The organism is Flavobacterium sp. A45, assembly GCF_002001005.1.
Classification (GTDB): Bacteria; Bacteroidota; Bacteroidia; order Flavobacteriales; family Flavobacteriaceae; genus Flavobacterium.
Genome location: NZ_MUNX01000059.1, coordinates 20,650 through 37,260, shown reverse-complemented (window position 1 = coordinate 37,260; position 16,611 = coordinate 20,650). Strand labels below are relative to the sequence as shown.

Sequence of the window (16,611 nt, the reverse complement as noted above, 5' to 3'; positions counted from 1 at the left end):
ATGAAGATTGAAAATAAAATTTTGGATGAGTTAAATAGCTCTAGTTTAAATAATATAAATTCACTTTATATATTGAATTCACATATTGAAAATTTAAATTTTGATTTTTTCGAATCAAATTTTGAGATTATTATTGAAAACTGCATAATAAATAAATTGTCAGTTCATACCTGTTGGTTTGAGCAAGGGGTAACTTTCAAAAACAATCATGTAATGAATTATGTAGATTTTCAAATGGGGGGACACAATAAAAAGATTATAAATGTAACAGGAAATATTTTCCATGATTTTGTAAGTTTTTTTGATTGTCATTTTGAAGACCAACTAATAATAGAAAAAAATATTTTTTTACGAGGTAGCAATTTATTAGGAAATAAGAATGAAGGATTTGCAAATACCTTTGAATCTGAAGTAATTATCAATAATAATATTGGAAATCTCGATTTAGATGGTTTGGGAAGGTAATGTTTCAGAGTTAGTGATATGTAATTTTATATTTCTAACATATTAAAAAGAATAATTATTGAAAATAAATTAAAAAGGATGGGCGGTATTGCTCATCCTTTTTGTTTTAATATTGGGGTAGAGTATTAAAGTGGTGTACCAAAACAGCTAGTTATTCAGTCAAATGCTCCAGTATTTGTTCCTGGGTCTCAAAAGTCATCCACAAATCAGTTAATACCCCACCTCCTCCCTGTATCGGCTATTTCAATACTAGATTCCTCGATTTAGTTCCTCAGATTACCTCCCCGACCATGCGAAATGTACACATATTCAATCCGCACGTACTGTGTGATAAATGAAATTTCTCCCAATTTTTGAAATTCAACTGACCAGTGTCTCATTTTGGAACACTTATTTTCCCAGTCAAAAAAATATTTTGAAAAAAAAGTGCCATAAAGCTACACTTTTCAAAGTTTGTTAGTATTTATTGTAAAGATGCTTGACTAACTCCCTTGTATGGAGTTCCTGTATCTACCAATAACGAGATATTAATCAACTAACAAAATGAAATATGAAGATTTAAAGAAATTTATAATAAGCACAAAAGCAAGCAAAAGCACTATCTACAGATTCTACAAAAAGAATGAAGACTTATTCCTAGAAACTAAAAAACCAAATGGAAAGCGACTATTTCCAACAGACCACGCCAGATATTTTGACAGCGAAATCATGTTCGATGAGAACAAAATCCTCAGACAGGAAAACCAAAGCATGAGAAAACTTATCGACTGTCTAGCGGATAAAGAGAGTTTACAGCATATCTTTTGGCAGATGGATGTTTAGGTATGGTTAGGGGGAATGGTTTAGGAGTGTGAGTTTAGTTTAGGATTAGGTGTGTTAGGATAGTAGTTTAGTTGAGGAGATGGAGTTTATTCTTTTAACAGCTAAATGGAAAATCAGTTTGTTTAACAAATTATATGCTTTTGCGTATAATTTATAGCATTTGCTTAAAATCGATGCAAAAGCATATAATTAGGAAGAAATTAGTTAATTTTTTAAAAGAGAAAAGAAAATTTACGACAGAGAAATTAAGAACCTTGTTTTATTTCAAAACGAACTTTTTTGTGCATTGTCATTTCAGGACTAGATATTCCTAATCGTCAGTCGCTATTTAATGGATTAGATGCAAAATGGATCAGGGATCAAGTGCCAAATCCCAAATTATTTACCACACTACCAAATCCATGGATAATTGATGTGCCAAAACAACATGAATTTCAAAAGTTATATGTTCACCTTTGTTTAATGAAATACCTTTTAAATATTATTATGCAGCCATAAAATTCACTTATGGAATAGCTTTATGAATTGTTTGAAAAGTATCCTAATGTTGATCCCAATGCTTTGGGAATGAAAATCAATTGGTATAATGAGCCTCTATAGGCAATTAAATAGAATATAAACACTTGTATTTATTTAAATTCTGTTTTTACAAACATATACTTGGTGTGTTTTGGGATGTTATATGTTTCCCATTGATATTTATGAGATGCAATTCTGCTTAATAAGGTTTTTAGATTAACTGGCAGTCGTTCGAGGTCTCACGACCTCGAAGAGCGGGTACGAGAGGGGGACTACAGCGGGTTCAAAATTAATTCGATATCTTGTTTCGAAAGCGGTTTATGATAAAATTTCTTAATCACAGGATATGATTGCGCTTTTAGCATGTCGCTTTCATCTGTTGAGGATGTGACAATGTATAGTTGAAATTTGGTAAAAGAATTAAGATTTATTTTTTCCAGATTGTCTAAAAATCCCCATCCATTTAATACAGGCATATTAATGTCTAAAAGTACAACAACATCATCGATTGTCTTTCGTAGTGTTTCTAATACCGACAAACCAACTTCTCCGTTATCACATTGATGACAATTAACTGAACTGTCCATATTATGAATCATTTTTTGTATAATCATCCTGACAATTGGATCATCATCTACTATAAGTATTGTTTTGTTCATTTCTTCAAGTTAAGTGTTGTGCTTTGTCGACCATATCCTTTATAATTTCATCCAATTCATTTGCGGAATCTCTCAAATGTTTTAGCCACATTAAAGTATCATCCAGACTTTTATTATTATCCTCAATAACATTCATAATCCCCAACATTCTTGCGAGAGGGGCCCGCACAATATGCGACTGAGTCCAAGCAATATTTTTAAGTTTTTCATTCTGTATTTCAATTTGGCTCACATATCTACTTCTGCTTATTTCAAAATTCTTTCGCTCCGTGATATCATTCATGGCTCCTACCATACGGATAGGATTTCCTTTTTTATCTCTGATTACAATTCCTCTGTCAATAACATCGGCAAAAGTACCGTCATTTTTTTGATAACGATACTCGGCAATCCAGTCAGATTGGTCGGGTTTTTCGAGTGCTCCATAAATACTTTGCAATACCCATTCCCGATCCTCAGGGTGAATGTGATTGGTCCAGGTTTCCAAAGTTGGAGTTGTTTTTTCAAATTCGTATCCAAAAAGATTTTTTAAACCAGCCCCCCAATATAGGGTGTTTTCTAAGATATTCCAATCCCATATTGCATCATTGGTCGCTTCTGCAACTTTTTCAAAGCGTTCATTGGATTGAAGCAGGCGTATATCCGACTCTTTTCTCAGCGTAATATCTTTAAAATATACAGATAGTCCGGTGGTTGAAGGATATACCGTCACCTCTAGCCATACATTCAACGCAGGGTAAAACTCTTCAAAAGTCAAATTTTCTTGAGTTTCCATGGCTTTATGATATTGTCGGTAAAAGTCGGTCTCAATGGCGTCAGGATATTCATCCCAAAGGTTTTTGCCAATCAGGGTATCCCTTTTTCTATGCAATACCTTCTCTGTTTCTTTATTTAAATAGGTTACTACCCAATCTTTGTTAACATAGAAAAAAGCATCTCCGATACTTTCCAGAATGTTGATTTTTTCCTGATAAGCTTTTTCAAGTTCTTCTGCGGCATGCTTTCGTTCATCAATATTCTTGAAGTAGGCAGATACCCCGCCCTGCGATGGATAGGTATTTATTTCATACCATTTTCCATCTCCCGGGTAATAATATTCAAAGGATTCTTTTCTCTTTGATCGGGCGACCCTTTGATAAATTTTCCGAATAGGAGTATCTGCACTTGCTGGAAATAATTCCCAAATATTCTTGCCCAAAACTTCATCAGCCTTCTTTAAGAGTAAATTCTCGGCTTCCTTGTTGAAATAAGTAAATTTCCAGTTTTTGTCAACGGTATAAAAAGCATCAGATATACTTCCCAAAATCTCCCGAATCTGAAGCTCCAGCATTTTGGAAACATGAATGTCCTGAAAACTGCCATACATCCGCTGGCATTTCCCTTCAACCATTTCTACATTACCAATAACCCGAACCCATCGTTCTTTCTTCTTTTTAGTGACTATAACGGCTTCAAAGTCAAATGCTGCACCAGTTTCAATACAATTTTGTAAAATTTCATTTACCAATGACCGAAAATCTTCCCTATAAAAACTAAGAGATGTTCCTAAATCAGGGATGAAAGTTTTCGGGTTTGTTTCGTGGAGTTCGTGTACAATATTTGACCAGTAAATTTTGTCAGCTACCACATCAAATTCCCAACTTCCAATTCTAGCCAGTTTTGATGCCTGCTGGTAAAAGTAGCTGTTGAAGTCTTCTTTTTTCTCTTTCATTTTTCAATTATTTTCCCTGTGCTTTATATACTTTCTGCCAACGTTTCGCCAATAGGCTCTGTTTCGTCTAATAGAAATAATTCTTTCGATTATTACGAAACGCAAGTTAAGAAAATAAACGTTCCCGAAACGAAAAGTTAGCAATGGCGATTATTGGCTGTTAGCGGTTCGGGTATTGTGATTTTCATTAAGCTAATTGCCCAAATCCGTTGTAGTAGCGGAAATAACATTGCATTCTGAAAATATTCTGGGAAAAAGTCAGGAGACTTTTATTACGCTTATGGCTTTCAAGAACTTAAAAAAAAAACACAAAGGCATGAGACTTCGTGGAGCCATAGCTTTTTAAACAATGAAAATTTCTCCAAAATGCTGATGGAATTGATTTCTTGCATATTACTTTTTATTTTAAGATAGTTATCTATTTTTTATTGTCACTTTACAATGACCAATAGCACCTTGCTTTACTTAATGCTATTCACTTGTTCAAAAAGATCTGTTATAACATGTTGCTTCGAATCTGGAGCTGCTTCACGAAAATACTTAATTAAGTCCACGGTAGTTGCATAGCGATTGGGTTTTTGGGAATTATTGAAAGAATGCCAGTCTTTCAGAAAATGCTGTAATGCCTTGTTTACATTTTCTTCTCCAATCTGTTTCTGTAATTCATACATAGAGAGTGCTCCTTTGTTGTAGTAGATGTGTTCTTCATTTTCAACTAATGCCAATGGTAGTTCCTTCTTGCTCGACTTTAAGTTAGCTTCTGTGTATTCATCCAATTGAAACTTCAAAAACTGCTCCACTTTTTCATCCGGGTATTTTTCTTTAAGCACCATTATGGCAGAATACTGCGCCAGTGTTTCTAAAATCATATTTTGTCCCTGTACGTTTGCAGCTTCCAATTGTAGACCCCACCATTGGTGAGCTACCTCATGGGCCGTAATATAAAATGCCATATCCACATCTTTTTTATCATTAATGTTCATTACAAAACCAATAGCCTCCGAAAAAGGAATAATACCTGGCAGTGATTGTGCAAATGTTCGATACCTTGGAAACTCCACAATACGGAGCTGTTTGTATTGGTAAGGACTGAAATGTTTGCTGTAATAATTCAAGGACATTTTCATAGATTCCATCATACGCGTGAGGTTGTATTCATGTCCTTTTTGGTAATAAATCTCTAAATCAACATGCTCCTTTGAAGTATTGCCTGATGGAATACAGGTGTTTCTCATTACCTCATACTGGCCTGATACAATAGGATAAAAGTGGATAATCCGCTGATTGGTTTTGTAATGAAAATAATTGCGGCCACTTGTATTCCATGTCGCCACTAAATCGCCAGAAGTGAGTGCTGTTTGTGGTGCTTCTGTACTGATTACTATATCTAAGGTAATGCCATGCGAATCACTTCCGCTGCGTGCATTCACCAGTTCTCTTACATCATCACGCTTGGATTTTTGCGGTCGTGGAGCCAGCTTAAAATCTTTTCGATCTTCCTCATCCTGCAGTTCATATTTTTTTTGATAACCAAAAGTCGGTAATACCGCATTGTCAAAAAAAGTGCCGTTATAAACGACATCTATATCAGAATTGTCCGTTTCAAAACCTTTTGGACGTAAGGTTTGTTTAAAATTCATTTTCAGTGTATCACCGGGAGCTAACGATTGGCTCAATTGGTAAATGGTATAATGATATTTTTTATACCTGTTGTTTGTTCTTGCGTTACGATCAAAGGTTACATCCGTTAATTCCACGTTTGACTCTAATAGTTTTTGTACATGAATTTCCCGAATGGGTACTTGTGATGTATTGGTAACAATATAGTAACCTGTTATTTCATAGGCTCTTTGTGATGGTAACAGGTTGATTTTCAGATTGACATCTGTAATTTTAGGCTGTGGAATATATTCAAACTGCTTTAACGTCTTTTCGTAACCAGTTCTAAAATCATCTTGCTCACCTTTAGTCCAAAATTCATTTAGCACATTGGTGTTGTAAAAAATATAACTTCCTATACTGATAAAGAGCGTCAGGCAAACTAAACTGAAAATTCTCAACGGTTTCCCCATTTGCTTTAGTCCGCTCGTCCCTCGTTTTCTCAATCCCGTTTCGGTTCCCTTTACCATTAAAACACTAGCGAAGATCAAGAGCAGTAAACCAAACAGTACCCAATAGATTTTTACCCAGAGATAAGCGTTAAGAAAGTGTCCAAAACCATTCATATCCGAGTATGGAGTCAATGCCTGTCCACCAAAGTTAAGTAAGGCATGTTCCAAACCAAATATGCCAATGGCTACGTTGATGATAGCGAATGCTATGGTCGCGAGCATCCCGATAAACTTGTTTCCGGTAAGTGCTTGAAAGAACATGGATGCAAATGTGTACAAGGCCAAAAATGGAAATAACTCTAAAAAAAATCCGAAGAAATAGACGTCCAACTCGTATCTATAGTAGCCGTTCAATGTTTGAAAAAGAATGCCAGCAGCAATGAGCGAAAGCATCACAATGGCATAGATGAACAGTAATGCCAGAAATCTGCTGCTCACATTAACAAAACTAGAGAGGGGAGAGGCATCGTGAATGAGGTCAAGCTTTACATCCCTTTCCTTCCACATAATCTCACCGGAATAAAAAACTAAAATTATCATGAAGAAGTAAATGGACATCTCGCGCAATTCTTCGATAATGAAATACGTGGTAGGATAACTATCTACTCCATAGGAGGTGCCTAAGCTCACCGAATTGACAAGAATAATAATAAAGCAACAAAGGATAATTGCCCAGAAGGAAATGAGCTTGAGAATGGACACGCTATGAAACCAGGTATTAAGCAATAGCTGTGCGAATTGCGCCTTAATATGAAAGACAGGTGTAACAGAGGGTAGGCTTTTAGTGAAAGTATCCGGTAATGTTTTAGCTTTTTGTTTCTGCTTTTTATTGAAAGTCTTTTGATTTATTACCATCAGCTGAAACTTGATGTATCCAATCGTCAGCACCGAAATGCCCAAAGTTATCCAGAAGAGTTTGTTAAGCAGCATAATACCCGACACAGGAATAAGGAGAGAGTTTCTATCCATTACCGTCCAACCTTTGGTTGCTTTAGTTAATGTAGTGAGCGAAAAGGGATCCAATAACGCCTGAAACGTTTCATCCGTAATGCCTTTAGTAATCATAAACAAAACAAAAATGACCACGCCTTGAGTGTATACAACCATCAAATTTTTGCTGAGCGCACCAGTCACAAAAAATACTGAAGCACCAAAAAACAAGGTGGGTAAAACCACCCAAAGAAAGGGCTGGAGATAATTAATAAATTGAAAGGACATAAATTCACTTTGATCATTCCAGGGCATAAATTTTCCTGTCATCATTCCCCAGAGCACACCACTGAAAATAAAGAGTAACACAGCAAAGGATCCCAAGAAACGGCCTAATAAGTAATTCTTCTTGGAGATAGGGTTGACATAGATAAGTGATGTAACGTCATATTGAAAATCACGAAGTACAGAAACGCCCATAATCATAGACGCAATAATCATGGACAATCCCGTAATGGCACCCATGGCTTTAGCAATTACAAGCGGCGAATTCTTCTTGACTAATCCTAAATCTATTCCTTGAAAGATAAATTCAACGCCTACGACCGAGAATAAAAATAGAAGCAGAAAAAAGAGATACGTTTCAGGTCGTTTCAATCGGTATTTAATTTCGAATAGGAAAAATTCGTATAGCATGTGGTAAGAATTAAGAATTAAGAATTAAGAATTAAGAATTAAGAATTAAGAATTTGAGACATGTAAACATCTTCCAGATTAGCTTCAATAAGTTTGAACGTTGAACCGGGGGGTGTGTCACTGATTACATGAACAATTTGTTTTCCTAAATACAGGCGATCACTAATGACCTGATATTCGTTTTTGTATTGTTCCAATTCGTTTTTGTGTATCGTCTTCTCATACAATCGCCCCTGCAGGGTTTCTATGATTTGGATGGGATTTCCCTGAATAACCACTTTGCCTTTGTTAATGATGGCCATCTTGGTGCATAATTCTTTTACATCATCAACTATATGTGTTGAGAGAATTACGATGGTTTGTTCTCCCACTTCACTTAATAGATTATAAAAGCGGTTGCGTTCCACAGGATCTAGTCCTGCTGTTGGTTCATCTACAATTAGCAACTTAGGGTTGTTCAGTAATGCCTGAGCAATGCCAAAGCGTTGTTTCATTCCTCCAGAAAACTCACCCAATTTTTGCTTTCGAACTTCATAGAGGTTTACCTTATGAAGAAGTGCATGCACAATTTCTTTACGCTCTATTCGATTCATAATTCCTTTCAAAACCGCCAAATGGTTCAATAACATCTCAGCAGATAGTGCTGGATATACACCAAATTGTTGAGGTAGATAACCCAGTACTTTTTTCAATTCATTCTTGTTTTCTAAAATATTGAGACTTCCTAAATGAATACTTCCGGAATCCACTTCCTGTAAGGTCGCTATAGTACGCATGAGAGTTGATTTGCCTGCGCCATTTGGTCCCAGTAGACCAAACATCCCTACGGGTATTTGTAATGATACGTTTTGAAGTGCTTTAACTCCGTTGCTGTATGTTTTAGAAAGGTCAGATATGATTAGATTGTCCATGATTAATTATTTTTAAGCCAATATTATGCGGAATTAAATGAATAAAAAAAGAACTGGGACAGATATATAAAGGGCAGGTTTGAATGGTTGCGATCGTGTGACAAAAGCACTTGATATCTATAAACAGTACGTTCATCACACCTACAGATAAATCTGTAACAACCATTCTATAGGGCTTGAATTTTTGTGTAATTTTGTATGATGACTTTATGGCAAAAACTATTCAATAAGCAATTTCTTAAAAGGCTGGTGCCTTACTTTTTCATCGTGTCCACCATGTTAATTGTGGTTTTTAATGATTTTTTTGGAAAAGAAGAAGATTATCACATTTTCATTCTACTATTTTTCATTTCGATGATAGTCTGGATGATACGCTGGTTAATTATTCAGATTAAATTCATACTTCGACTAAAAAAAGATAAGACACAAGCTGAATTAATGCATCTGAAAAGTCAGGTTAATCCGCACTTTTTTTTCAATACCTTGAATAATTTGTATGGATTGGTAGAACTAGACACAGCTAAAGCACAGCAGTTAATTCTCAAATTATCTGACATGATGCGGTATAGTATTTATGAAGGACAAAATGATTGGGTTACCTTAGCGGATGAAATCACTTATCTTGAAAACTACATGGATTTGCATAAAATGCGATACCATAAGGAGATTACTATTCGCTTTGATGTAGATGCAGAAGATCGGAGTATAAAAATCATGCCATTGCTATTTATTATTATGGTTGAAAACGCTTTTAAGCATGGGGTAGAAAAACTAAGAAAAGATGCATTTGTTTACATTCGCTTAAAGGCTACATTGCAGCATGTTGATTTTGAAATTGAAAATAATTTTGATGCCGATGAGCAATCAGGTAATCAAGGCATTGGCTTGAATAATCTGAAAAAAAGACTAGAATTGGTTTATTTGAACAAACATGAATTAGAAATAACTACTAACCATGCAGCTATTTATAAAATTCGATTAAGACTTACTTTATGAGTATTAGATACATTATAGTGGATGACGAATCGGTGGCACACGACATCATCAAAAAATATTGTTCGCTGTTGCCCAATATGCAATTGATGCAAGACTGCTACGATGCCATTGAAGCCATTGAATACCTCAATAATAATACGGTGGATTTAATTTTTCTGGATCTGAATATGCCTAAATTGCAAGGATTTGAATTTCTAAAAACACTTCCCAATTTGCCAAAGGTAATTGTTACTACTGCTTATAAAGAGCATGCCTTAGAAGGTTATGAATTAAACATTGTTGATTACTTACTTAAACCCTTTTCATTCGAACGTTTTTTGAAAGCAATCAACAAGGCACGTACAGATACTCCTAAAATTGCATCTAACTCGCAAAATGTAGTTGCCGACGAAAAGCAGGAAAGGTTTTTTCTTCGTTCAGATAACAAATACACACAAATTGTACTTGATGATCTTTTGTTTGTAGAGTCTTCGGGCAACTATATTAAAATTGTGCTAAAAGAAGAAATCATTACCACGCGTGGAAAATTATCTTCAATGATGGAACTCATGCCCATTGACAGTTTTATTCAAGTACATCGTTCGTTTATCGTAGCACACAAGCACATCAAACGCATAGAAGGAAATCAGATATTTCTTGAAAATTACACAGTGCCTATTGGAAAATTATTTAAGGTACAGTTAGATCGACTTTTAAAATAGGAGCATTAAGTTTCTGATTAGTTATTTTGATAGCTCAATTCACAATTTTCATTCTCAAACAATGCCTGTTCACGTTTTCGTGAACATTAAAAATAAGTGAGCAAAAGCCTTGTTGTCCACAACTTGATTCTTTTTTCTTAACCGATTCACAAACTCATTAAACTATGAGCAAAATCAAATATACTTGATATTAGCATTCTTAAAAACAACGATTGAAGTCACTCTTTTATAAATATATATATATTAAAATAAGTTATGTAAAGTGTTTATTTTTAATGATTTAACACGTTGGCTTACTGCTTTAGATCAACAAAGACTGTCTCGATATAATCACGGGCAATCAAGCGGTATCTCTTCTGTCGTTCTCTTTGTTCCGTTCAGCAGCTCCAGTCGGTCGTTGGCAGAAAAGCCTCCTTCCTCCATTCCGAAAACACTACTTAGCACAATAAAACAGCAGTTATTTTTATTGCTCCGCTTCGTTTCTCCGCTTCACAAGATTATGTGCAAAAGTTGGGGATTATGCAAAAAGATTGGATAATCTGAACAAGAAAAAATCTATATTTCTCACTCCTTTAAATTGACTTCTAAAAGCTTTTATTTTTGCATTGAAAGGTTCGGCAGAAGCATTCGTGTTTCTATTATCAAAATAGTTTAAATTGATTAATAATTAATTTGTTTTAAATTCAAACAGGGTTTGCTTTTAATTAAAAAAGCAAACCCTGTTTTTAGATTTATAATTTTTTGGATTGTCACTAAATCATAGTGTCTTAGAATTTTATTACTCTATCAGTATTTTTTGAATTCGGGTACTTATGGTATTTGTTGTTTTGAGGAAATAAATCCCTTTGTTTAAATTGGGTACTCGCATTGTAGCAAAATTGTCTAGATTGTTTAATTGAGAGTAAACTACCTGACCCTCTAAATTAACAATCACAACATCAAATGGTAAAGTTTCTTTAGATCTTATATTTAATATTGCACCTGATTTTACAGGATTTGGATAGACAATAAAATTTTCTTCTGATGAAACATTTTTGGAAGTATCAGTATTTAGAGTTGAAGTTTTAGTTTTTTTAGACGAAAGTGTTGTTGTAGATGCAGCTGATGTTAAATAAAATTCAACATCATCATAATCAAGAAATTTATTGGCACCTCCTGAGTATTGATAAAAACCTAGTTGACAACTGTTGTTAGTCACCATAATATTATTGATTTGTACCTCTGTCCAAGTGGAAATATTTGTATTTAAAGGGTATTCTATCGGACCTCCTCCATAATTTTTTGCATACATAACAGCTGTGCTTTGTCCGCCAGAACTGCGAACCCAAGCTTTCATAGTATAATTTCCATTTACGATTCCACTAAGAGATTGAAAAACCGAAACTTCAAATGCTGTATTTCCCCATTGAATTCCCTTGTAGTTTGGAGAATGAGGTGAAGCAGAAGAAGTTTGTGCATTTGCAACTCCTGGTCCATATTCTGTCCAGCCAGTTGGGGTTTGTGTTGCAGTTGTATTTGCTTCAAAATTTCCATTTACTAATTTATTTACTCCTACTAAGTTCTGCACAGATACGTTACATGTTGCGGTTTTGCCGTCAGATGCAGTTGCCGTTATTGTTGCTGAACCTATACTTACGGCTGTTACAATTCCTAAATTATTAACTGTTGCCACAGCACTATTGCTTGAAGTCCAAATTACATTTTGATTGGTTGCATTAGTTGGTGTAAAAATAGTGTTGATTGTTCTGCTGCTGGAAACTGGCATAGTTATATTAGTATTTGAAAGCCCCAATCCAGTTAGTGCAACCGGAGACAGATAAAATTCAACATCATCATAATCCAGCCATTTATTTGCTGAACCAGTTAATTGATAAAAACCAACTTCTATGGTGTTATTTGTGACTTTGATATTGTTGATTTGTACTTGTGTCCAGTTTGGAATACTTGTGGCTACAGAGTAATTCTGGTCAGCGCCGCCATATCCTTTTGCGTACATAGTAGCATAAGTTTGCCCGCCAGAGCTGCGTACCCACGCTTTCATGGTGTAATTCCCATTTGCTAATCCTGTTAATGTCTGAGAAACAGCAACTTCAAAATTAGTTGACCCCCATTGAATTCCTTTGTAAGCTGGCGAGTGAGGTGTAGAGGCAGAAGTTTGCGCATTGGCTACGCTTCCCCATTCAGTCCATCCTGTTGGTGTCTGGGTAGCAGTTGTGTTAGTATCAAAATTACCGTTAACAAGCTTGTTGATATTTGCAAAGTCCTGAACCGATACGGTACAGGTCGCAGTTCTCGCATCGGAGGTTGTTGCTGTTATCGTTGTGGAACCAACACCTGTTCCTGTCACAAGACCCCATTTGTTTACTATAGCCACTGCTGTATTGCTTGAAGTCCAAGTTACCACTTGATTTGTAGCATTAGCTGGTAAAAAGTTGGTGTTGATAACCTGTTTGCTGCCAAGATTTAAATTAATAGTATTTGGAGATATTGAAAATCCTGTGATGGCTACCGGAGTTGTGTTCGTGTCTTTATAAACCCTAATATAATCACAATACATGGTTGCTGGTAAAACAGTTGTTGCATCAGGAGATCCTGGCCATGTTCCTCCAATAGGAAGATTTATCAAGATATATTGAGGCAGATGATATTCAGATGTGTAATTGTATCCATCAGTAATTTTGAATTGTTTATATTCTACACCATCGACAAACCATTTAATGTAGTTTGCATCCCAAGTAATGGAGTACGTATGCCATTGGGTTACATCAACCGTACAAGTAGTTCCGTCTTTAATGTGTAATTCATTAGCGCCAGCCCAGTGTGTAGTTCCATGAACTACAGATTCACTGTTTACATGCTCAAAGATGTCAATTTCTCCACATTTTGGCCAGCCTATTTGAGGGAAGTTTGAACCCAGAGTCCAGAAGCAGGCCCATAGTCCTTTTCCGTTTGGCATTTTGAATCGGCCTTCTATCTTGCCGTATGTCCATGATGCTTTATTTAAGGTGATCACACTTCCAGATGTGTATTGTTTCCCGCCTACATTTTCTTTGATTACGGTTATTTCTAGGTTTCCGTTGTTCTGTTTTACATTGTTGGTACTATTGGTATAATATTGAAGTTCGCTGTTTCTAATGTTGGCACCCAATTCATATCCCCATTTAGAAGAGTCGGGTGCTCCGGTGCCGGAAAATTCGTCAGACCAAACTAACTGATAATTTTGTGCATTAGCATTGAGGCTAAAAAGTAAAAATAGTAACGATGTGTAAAAGAATGTTTTTGTAAACATTATGGGTAGTAATTTTTTCATGATGTAATTGTTGGTTTTTGATTTATAATAAAATTTATGGTTGGTTTCTTTTAATAGATTTAATTTGAGATAGATAAACAATAGTGTCCAGCATTAATCATCATTATTATTAATTAGCTGCTGTGATTATTTTAGAAAAAATCATACTTAAATAGAGATTTTAAGTCCGGATTAGAACTTTCGTAAGTATCCGATTTTTTGGTTTAAATTGTTTAAAAACAGCAAAATATCATTTATTTTCATGTCAATAATACTAAAAGTAATCTTAACTCCAATAGTAATTTGTGAAAATAATAGCTTTTTTTTGCGCAAACGATAGTATTATTTGTGCAAAATTATTAATTTAGCATAATGAAGAAGAAAATGATTACAATTAAAGATGTTGCTGAGAAAACAGGATTTTCTATTTCAACTATTTCAAGAGCTCTAAAAGATCACTCCGATATTACCGAAAAGACAAAATTGATTGTGAGGGATTCTGCCAGAGAACTGGGATATCAGCCCAATATTTTTGCGCAAAATTTTAAAAATAACAGGAGCAGTATAATAGGGGTGTTAGTGCCTGATATTGAGCGTGGTTATTATTCTTCTATCATCAGCGGAATGCAGGAAAGAGCCATTGAGCAAAAATATTTCATTGTGACCTGTCAGTCCAAAGATTCTTTTATTGACGAGATAAAAGGTATTCAGACCCTTATTGGACTTAATGTTGACGGTATCGCTATAGTGCATTCGAAAGAAACCAGTAATTTTATCGAGCACAATAACATTATTAAAAACAATATACCGTTATTGGCAATTGATAGAGAGCTAACAGGTTTAGATACCCATTTTGTTTCTAATGACCAGTTTGTTGCCGGATTTATGATTGGCGAACATTTGGCAAAAGAAGGTTATAATAACATTGCGATTATAGGAGGACCCGAGCATCTCATTATGAGTCAGCAGCGCATTAATGGCTGTATTGCAGGAATAAGATCGGTAGGAAAACAAATAAAAGCAGAAAATATTTTTTATTGTGATCTGCAAAGAGAACGAGAGATTTTTGTAGTGTCAGAATTATTGAATAAAGCCGAAAAGCCAGATGCAATTTTTTGTATTTATGATAGAGGAGCAATAGAGATTATTCATTATTTGAATCAGAGAAACGTTTCCGTTCCACAAACGGTAGCTATTGCGGGCTGCGGAAATGATTTTTTCTCGCAATATTTATGCCCGTCTTTAACCACTGTAGATTTGAGTCCCCATAAACTTGGAGAACTTGCTTCTGAAATTTTAATTAATGATATTGTGTCAGGCGGTACTGGTCAAAAAGTAAAAAATGTTTTGAGACCCAAACTGCTTGTTAGGGATTCAACTCAAAAGTTGATTTAACCTTTTGTTTAAATTTATTTACTTTGCTTCCGTTTCTTTTTTATACTTGACTCTCTTATTAATAATTCCCCGTCGATCGTTTGTATTTGAGTTTCATTATCAGAATCATTTTTATATTCCTGAAGAAATAACTGCATGGTGGTTTCACCTATTTTTGAGGTTTGTATATTGTAGGTCGTAAGGGATGGTTCTATTAATTCACCCATTAAATCATTCCCGAAGCCAACTACTGCAATTTCATCAGGTACTTTAACTTTGCGTTTTTTAAGGTGTTTGATTGCAAATATTGCAGAGCGATCCGAAATGCAGAAAATGGCATCTGGCCGTTCGTTAAGGTTTAGCCAATCATCAACTACAGCGTTAATACTTGTGCTAGAATAATCAGTATAAGCAATCAGTTCTTTGTCTATATCCATTTTATTTTTTTTCAAAATGTTAAGGTAGCCCAGTAGTCGCTCTTCTGTAATTGACAAAGATTTAGGCCCTAATATGATACCAATTTTTTTGCACCCTTGATCTAGGAGATGTTCCGTTATTTTTTCGGCACCTTCTGTATTTTTGGCTAATACTTTTGATATTTTATTTGATGGACTAATTCTGTAAAAATTTACTATAGAGATTCCTTTTTTGCAATAATTGTCAATATAATCAAAGGCTGTAGTTGTTGCTGAGTGGCAAATTAGCAGTCCGTCCACTCGGCTGTCAATCAGTACTTGTACATTCTCAATCTCCGTTTCATAATCTTCATTAGAGAGGCATATAATTACCTTGAAACCGAATTTTGAAGCTACTTTTTGAATTCCTCCCAACATTGATGAGAAGAAAGTAGATTCTAGATCTGGAATAATTACCCCGATAGTTTGGGTTTGCTTGTTGGCAAAATTCCGAGCCATTAAATTTGGGCGGTACTCCATTTCTAATGCAACTTGTTTTACCGCTTTTATGGTAACAGCGCTTATATCTGGGTGGTCTCGTAATGCCCTGCTAACGGTAGTAGCAGAGATACCCATAGCTTTTCCGATATCCAAAATAGTAGTTTGATAATTCTTACGGGTCTTGTTTTTTGCCTTTCTGTTCTCATGGTTTAATGTGAAGTTATAATTGCATTCTTTGCAGTAATAACGCTGCTTTTGTCTGATGAAACCTGACTTTAAAACTGTTTCTACTTTACTGCATTTTGGACATTTAACTCTAGGCATGGCTATGATTCTTTTAGTTTGATTGTCAAAGGTAAAAAATATATATCTATCGAAACCGATAGTGCAAACGTTTGAGATAGAGAAAACGTTGTAATTGCATTTTTGAGCGTTGTGCAAATCTAGTAATAAGTATACATTTGGGACAATATTTTAATGTTATAAGCTTATAAAACTATATTATAATTTACTAATCAATCTAAACCGAAA

General features: G+C 35.0%; 12 protein-coding genes. 5 read left to right on the top strand and 7 right to left on the bottom strand.

Annotation, left to right across the window (positions count from 1 at the left end; translation table 11 throughout):
• Positions 1-465, top strand: a complete 465-nt coding sequence (locus B0E44_RS04480) for a hypothetical protein (RefSeq protein WP_077371004.1) — start codon at positions 1-3, stop codon at positions 463-465.
• 543 nt (positions 466-1,008) lie between these two features.
• Positions 1,009-1,287 carry a hypothetical protein gene (locus B0E44_RS04475; RefSeq protein WP_254423245.1) on the top strand — a complete coding sequence of 93 codons (279 nt, stop codon included), beginning with the start codon at positions 1,009-1,011 and terminating at the stop codon, positions 1,285-1,287.
• A 791-nt stretch (positions 1,288-2,078) separates the two neighbouring features.
• Here the strand turns inward: B0E44_RS04475 and B0E44_RS04470 are convergent.
• The 4 genes from B0E44_RS04470 to B0E44_RS04455 all read right to left on the bottom strand — a co-directional run bounded on the left by B0E44_RS04470 (position 2,079) and on the right by B0E44_RS04455 (position 8,824).
• Positions 2,079-2,465 carry a response regulator gene (locus B0E44_RS04470; RefSeq protein ID WP_077371003.1) on the bottom strand — a complete coding sequence of 129 codons (387 nt, stop codon included), beginning with the start codon at positions 2,463-2,465 and terminating at the stop codon, positions 2,079-2,081.
• A 4-nt stretch (positions 2,466-2,469) separates the two neighbouring features.
• The gene (locus B0E44_RS04465) at positions 2,470-4,176 is read right to left on the bottom strand and encodes a PAS domain S-box protein (protein ID WP_077371002.1); all 1,707 of its coding nucleotides are present in this window, start codon (positions 4,174-4,176) and stop codon (positions 2,470-2,472) included.
• Between the two features lie 461 nt (positions 4,177-4,637).
• Positions 4,638-6,917 carry a M1 family aminopeptidase gene (locus B0E44_RS04460; RefSeq protein WP_254423244.1) on the bottom strand — a complete coding sequence of 760 codons (2,280 nt, stop codon included), beginning with the start codon at positions 6,915-6,917 and terminating at the stop codon, positions 4,638-4,640.
• Positions 6,918-7,951: 1,034 nt separating this feature from the next.
• Positions 7,952-8,824: an ABC transporter ATP-binding protein gene (locus B0E44_RS04455; protein ID WP_077371000.1), complete on the bottom strand. Its 873-nt coding sequence runs from the start codon at positions 8,822-8,824 to the stop codon at positions 7,952-7,954.
• Between the two features lie 276 nt (positions 8,825-9,100).
• On the opposite strand from B0E44_RS04455, the gene B0E44_RS04450 reads away from it, so the two are divergent.
• Together B0E44_RS04450 and B0E44_RS04445 are read left to right on the top strand one after the other, a co-directional pair.
• Positions 9,101-9,820: a sensor histidine kinase gene (locus B0E44_RS04450; protein ID WP_254423254.1), complete on the top strand. Its 720-nt coding sequence runs from the start codon at positions 9,101-9,103 to the stop codon at positions 9,818-9,820.
• Positions 9,817-10,521, top strand: a complete 705-nt coding sequence (locus tag B0E44_RS04445) for a LytTR family DNA-binding domain-containing protein (protein WP_077370998.1) — start codon at positions 9,817-9,819, stop codon at positions 10,519-10,521. The genes B0E44_RS04450 and B0E44_RS04445 overlap by 4 nt, the downstream gene beginning before the upstream one ends.
• Before the next feature lie 517 nt (positions 10,522-11,038).
• Here the strand turns inward: B0E44_RS04445 and B0E44_RS04440 are convergent.
• Both B0E44_RS04440 and B0E44_RS04435 read right to left on the bottom strand, forming a co-directional pair.
• Positions 11,039-11,182 (bottom strand): transposase, encoded by a 144-nt coding sequence (locus B0E44_RS04440; protein ID WP_254423253.1) that lies wholly within the window; start codon positions 11,180-11,182, stop codon positions 11,039-11,041.
• Positions 11,183-11,299: 117 nt separating this feature from the next.
• A complete protein-coding gene (locus B0E44_RS04435) occupies positions 11,300-13,831 on the bottom strand; it encodes an Ig-like domain-containing protein (RefSeq protein ID WP_077370997.1) in 2,532 nt (843 codons plus the stop codon).
• Between the two features lie 363 nt (positions 13,832-14,194).
• Between B0E44_RS04435 and B0E44_RS04430 the strand changes: the two genes are divergently transcribed.
• Positions 14,195-15,205 (top strand): LacI family DNA-binding transcriptional regulator, encoded by a 1,011-nt coding sequence (locus B0E44_RS04430; protein ID WP_165688766.1) that lies wholly within the window; start codon positions 14,195-14,197, stop codon positions 15,203-15,205.
• A gap of 14 nt (positions 15,206-15,219) precedes the next feature.
• On the opposite strand, the gene B0E44_RS04425 is transcribed toward B0E44_RS04430, so the two are convergent.
• Entirely contained in the window at positions 15,220-16,404 is a 1,185-nt protein-coding gene (locus B0E44_RS04425; protein WP_077370995.1) for a LacI family DNA-binding transcriptional regulator, read from the bottom strand.
• Between the last annotated feature and the right edge of the window lie 207 nt (positions 16,405-16,611).

Coding starts and splice junctions, on each gene's coding strand:
- B0E44_RS04480 (WP_077371004.1), top strand. CDS start 1: ATGAAGATTGAAAATAAAATTTTGGATGAGTTAAATAGCTCTAGTTTA.
- B0E44_RS04475 (WP_254423245.1), top strand. CDS start 1,009: ATGAAATATGAAGATTTAAAGAAATTTATAATAAGCACAAAAGCAAGC.
- B0E44_RS04470 (WP_077371003.1), bottom strand. CDS start 2,465: ATGAACAAAACAATACTTATAGTAGATGATGATCCAATTGTCAGGATG.
- B0E44_RS04465 (WP_077371002.1), bottom strand. CDS start 4,176: ATGAAAGAGAAAAAAGAAGACTTCAACAGCTACTTTTACCAGCAGGCA.
- B0E44_RS04455 (WP_077371000.1), bottom strand. CDS start 8,824: ATGGACAATCTAATCATATCTGACCTTTCTAAAACATACAGCAACGGA.
- B0E44_RS04450 (WP_254423254.1), top strand. CDS start 9,101: ATGTTAATTGTGGTTTTTAATGATTTTTTTGGAAAAGAAGAAGATTAT.
- B0E44_RS04445 (WP_077370998.1), top strand. CDS start 9,817: ATGAGTATTAGATACATTATAGTGGATGACGAATCGGTGGCACACGAC.
- B0E44_RS04435 (WP_077370997.1), bottom strand. CDS start 13,831: ATGAAAAAATTACTACCCATAATGTTTACAAAAACATTCTTTTACACA.
- B0E44_RS04430 (WP_165688766.1), top strand. CDS start 14,195: ATGATTACAATTAAAGATGTTGCTGAGAAAACAGGATTTTCTATTTCA.
- B0E44_RS04425 (WP_077370995.1), bottom strand. CDS start 16,404: ATGCCTAGAGTTAAATGTCCAAAATGCAGTAAAGTAGAAACAGTTTTA.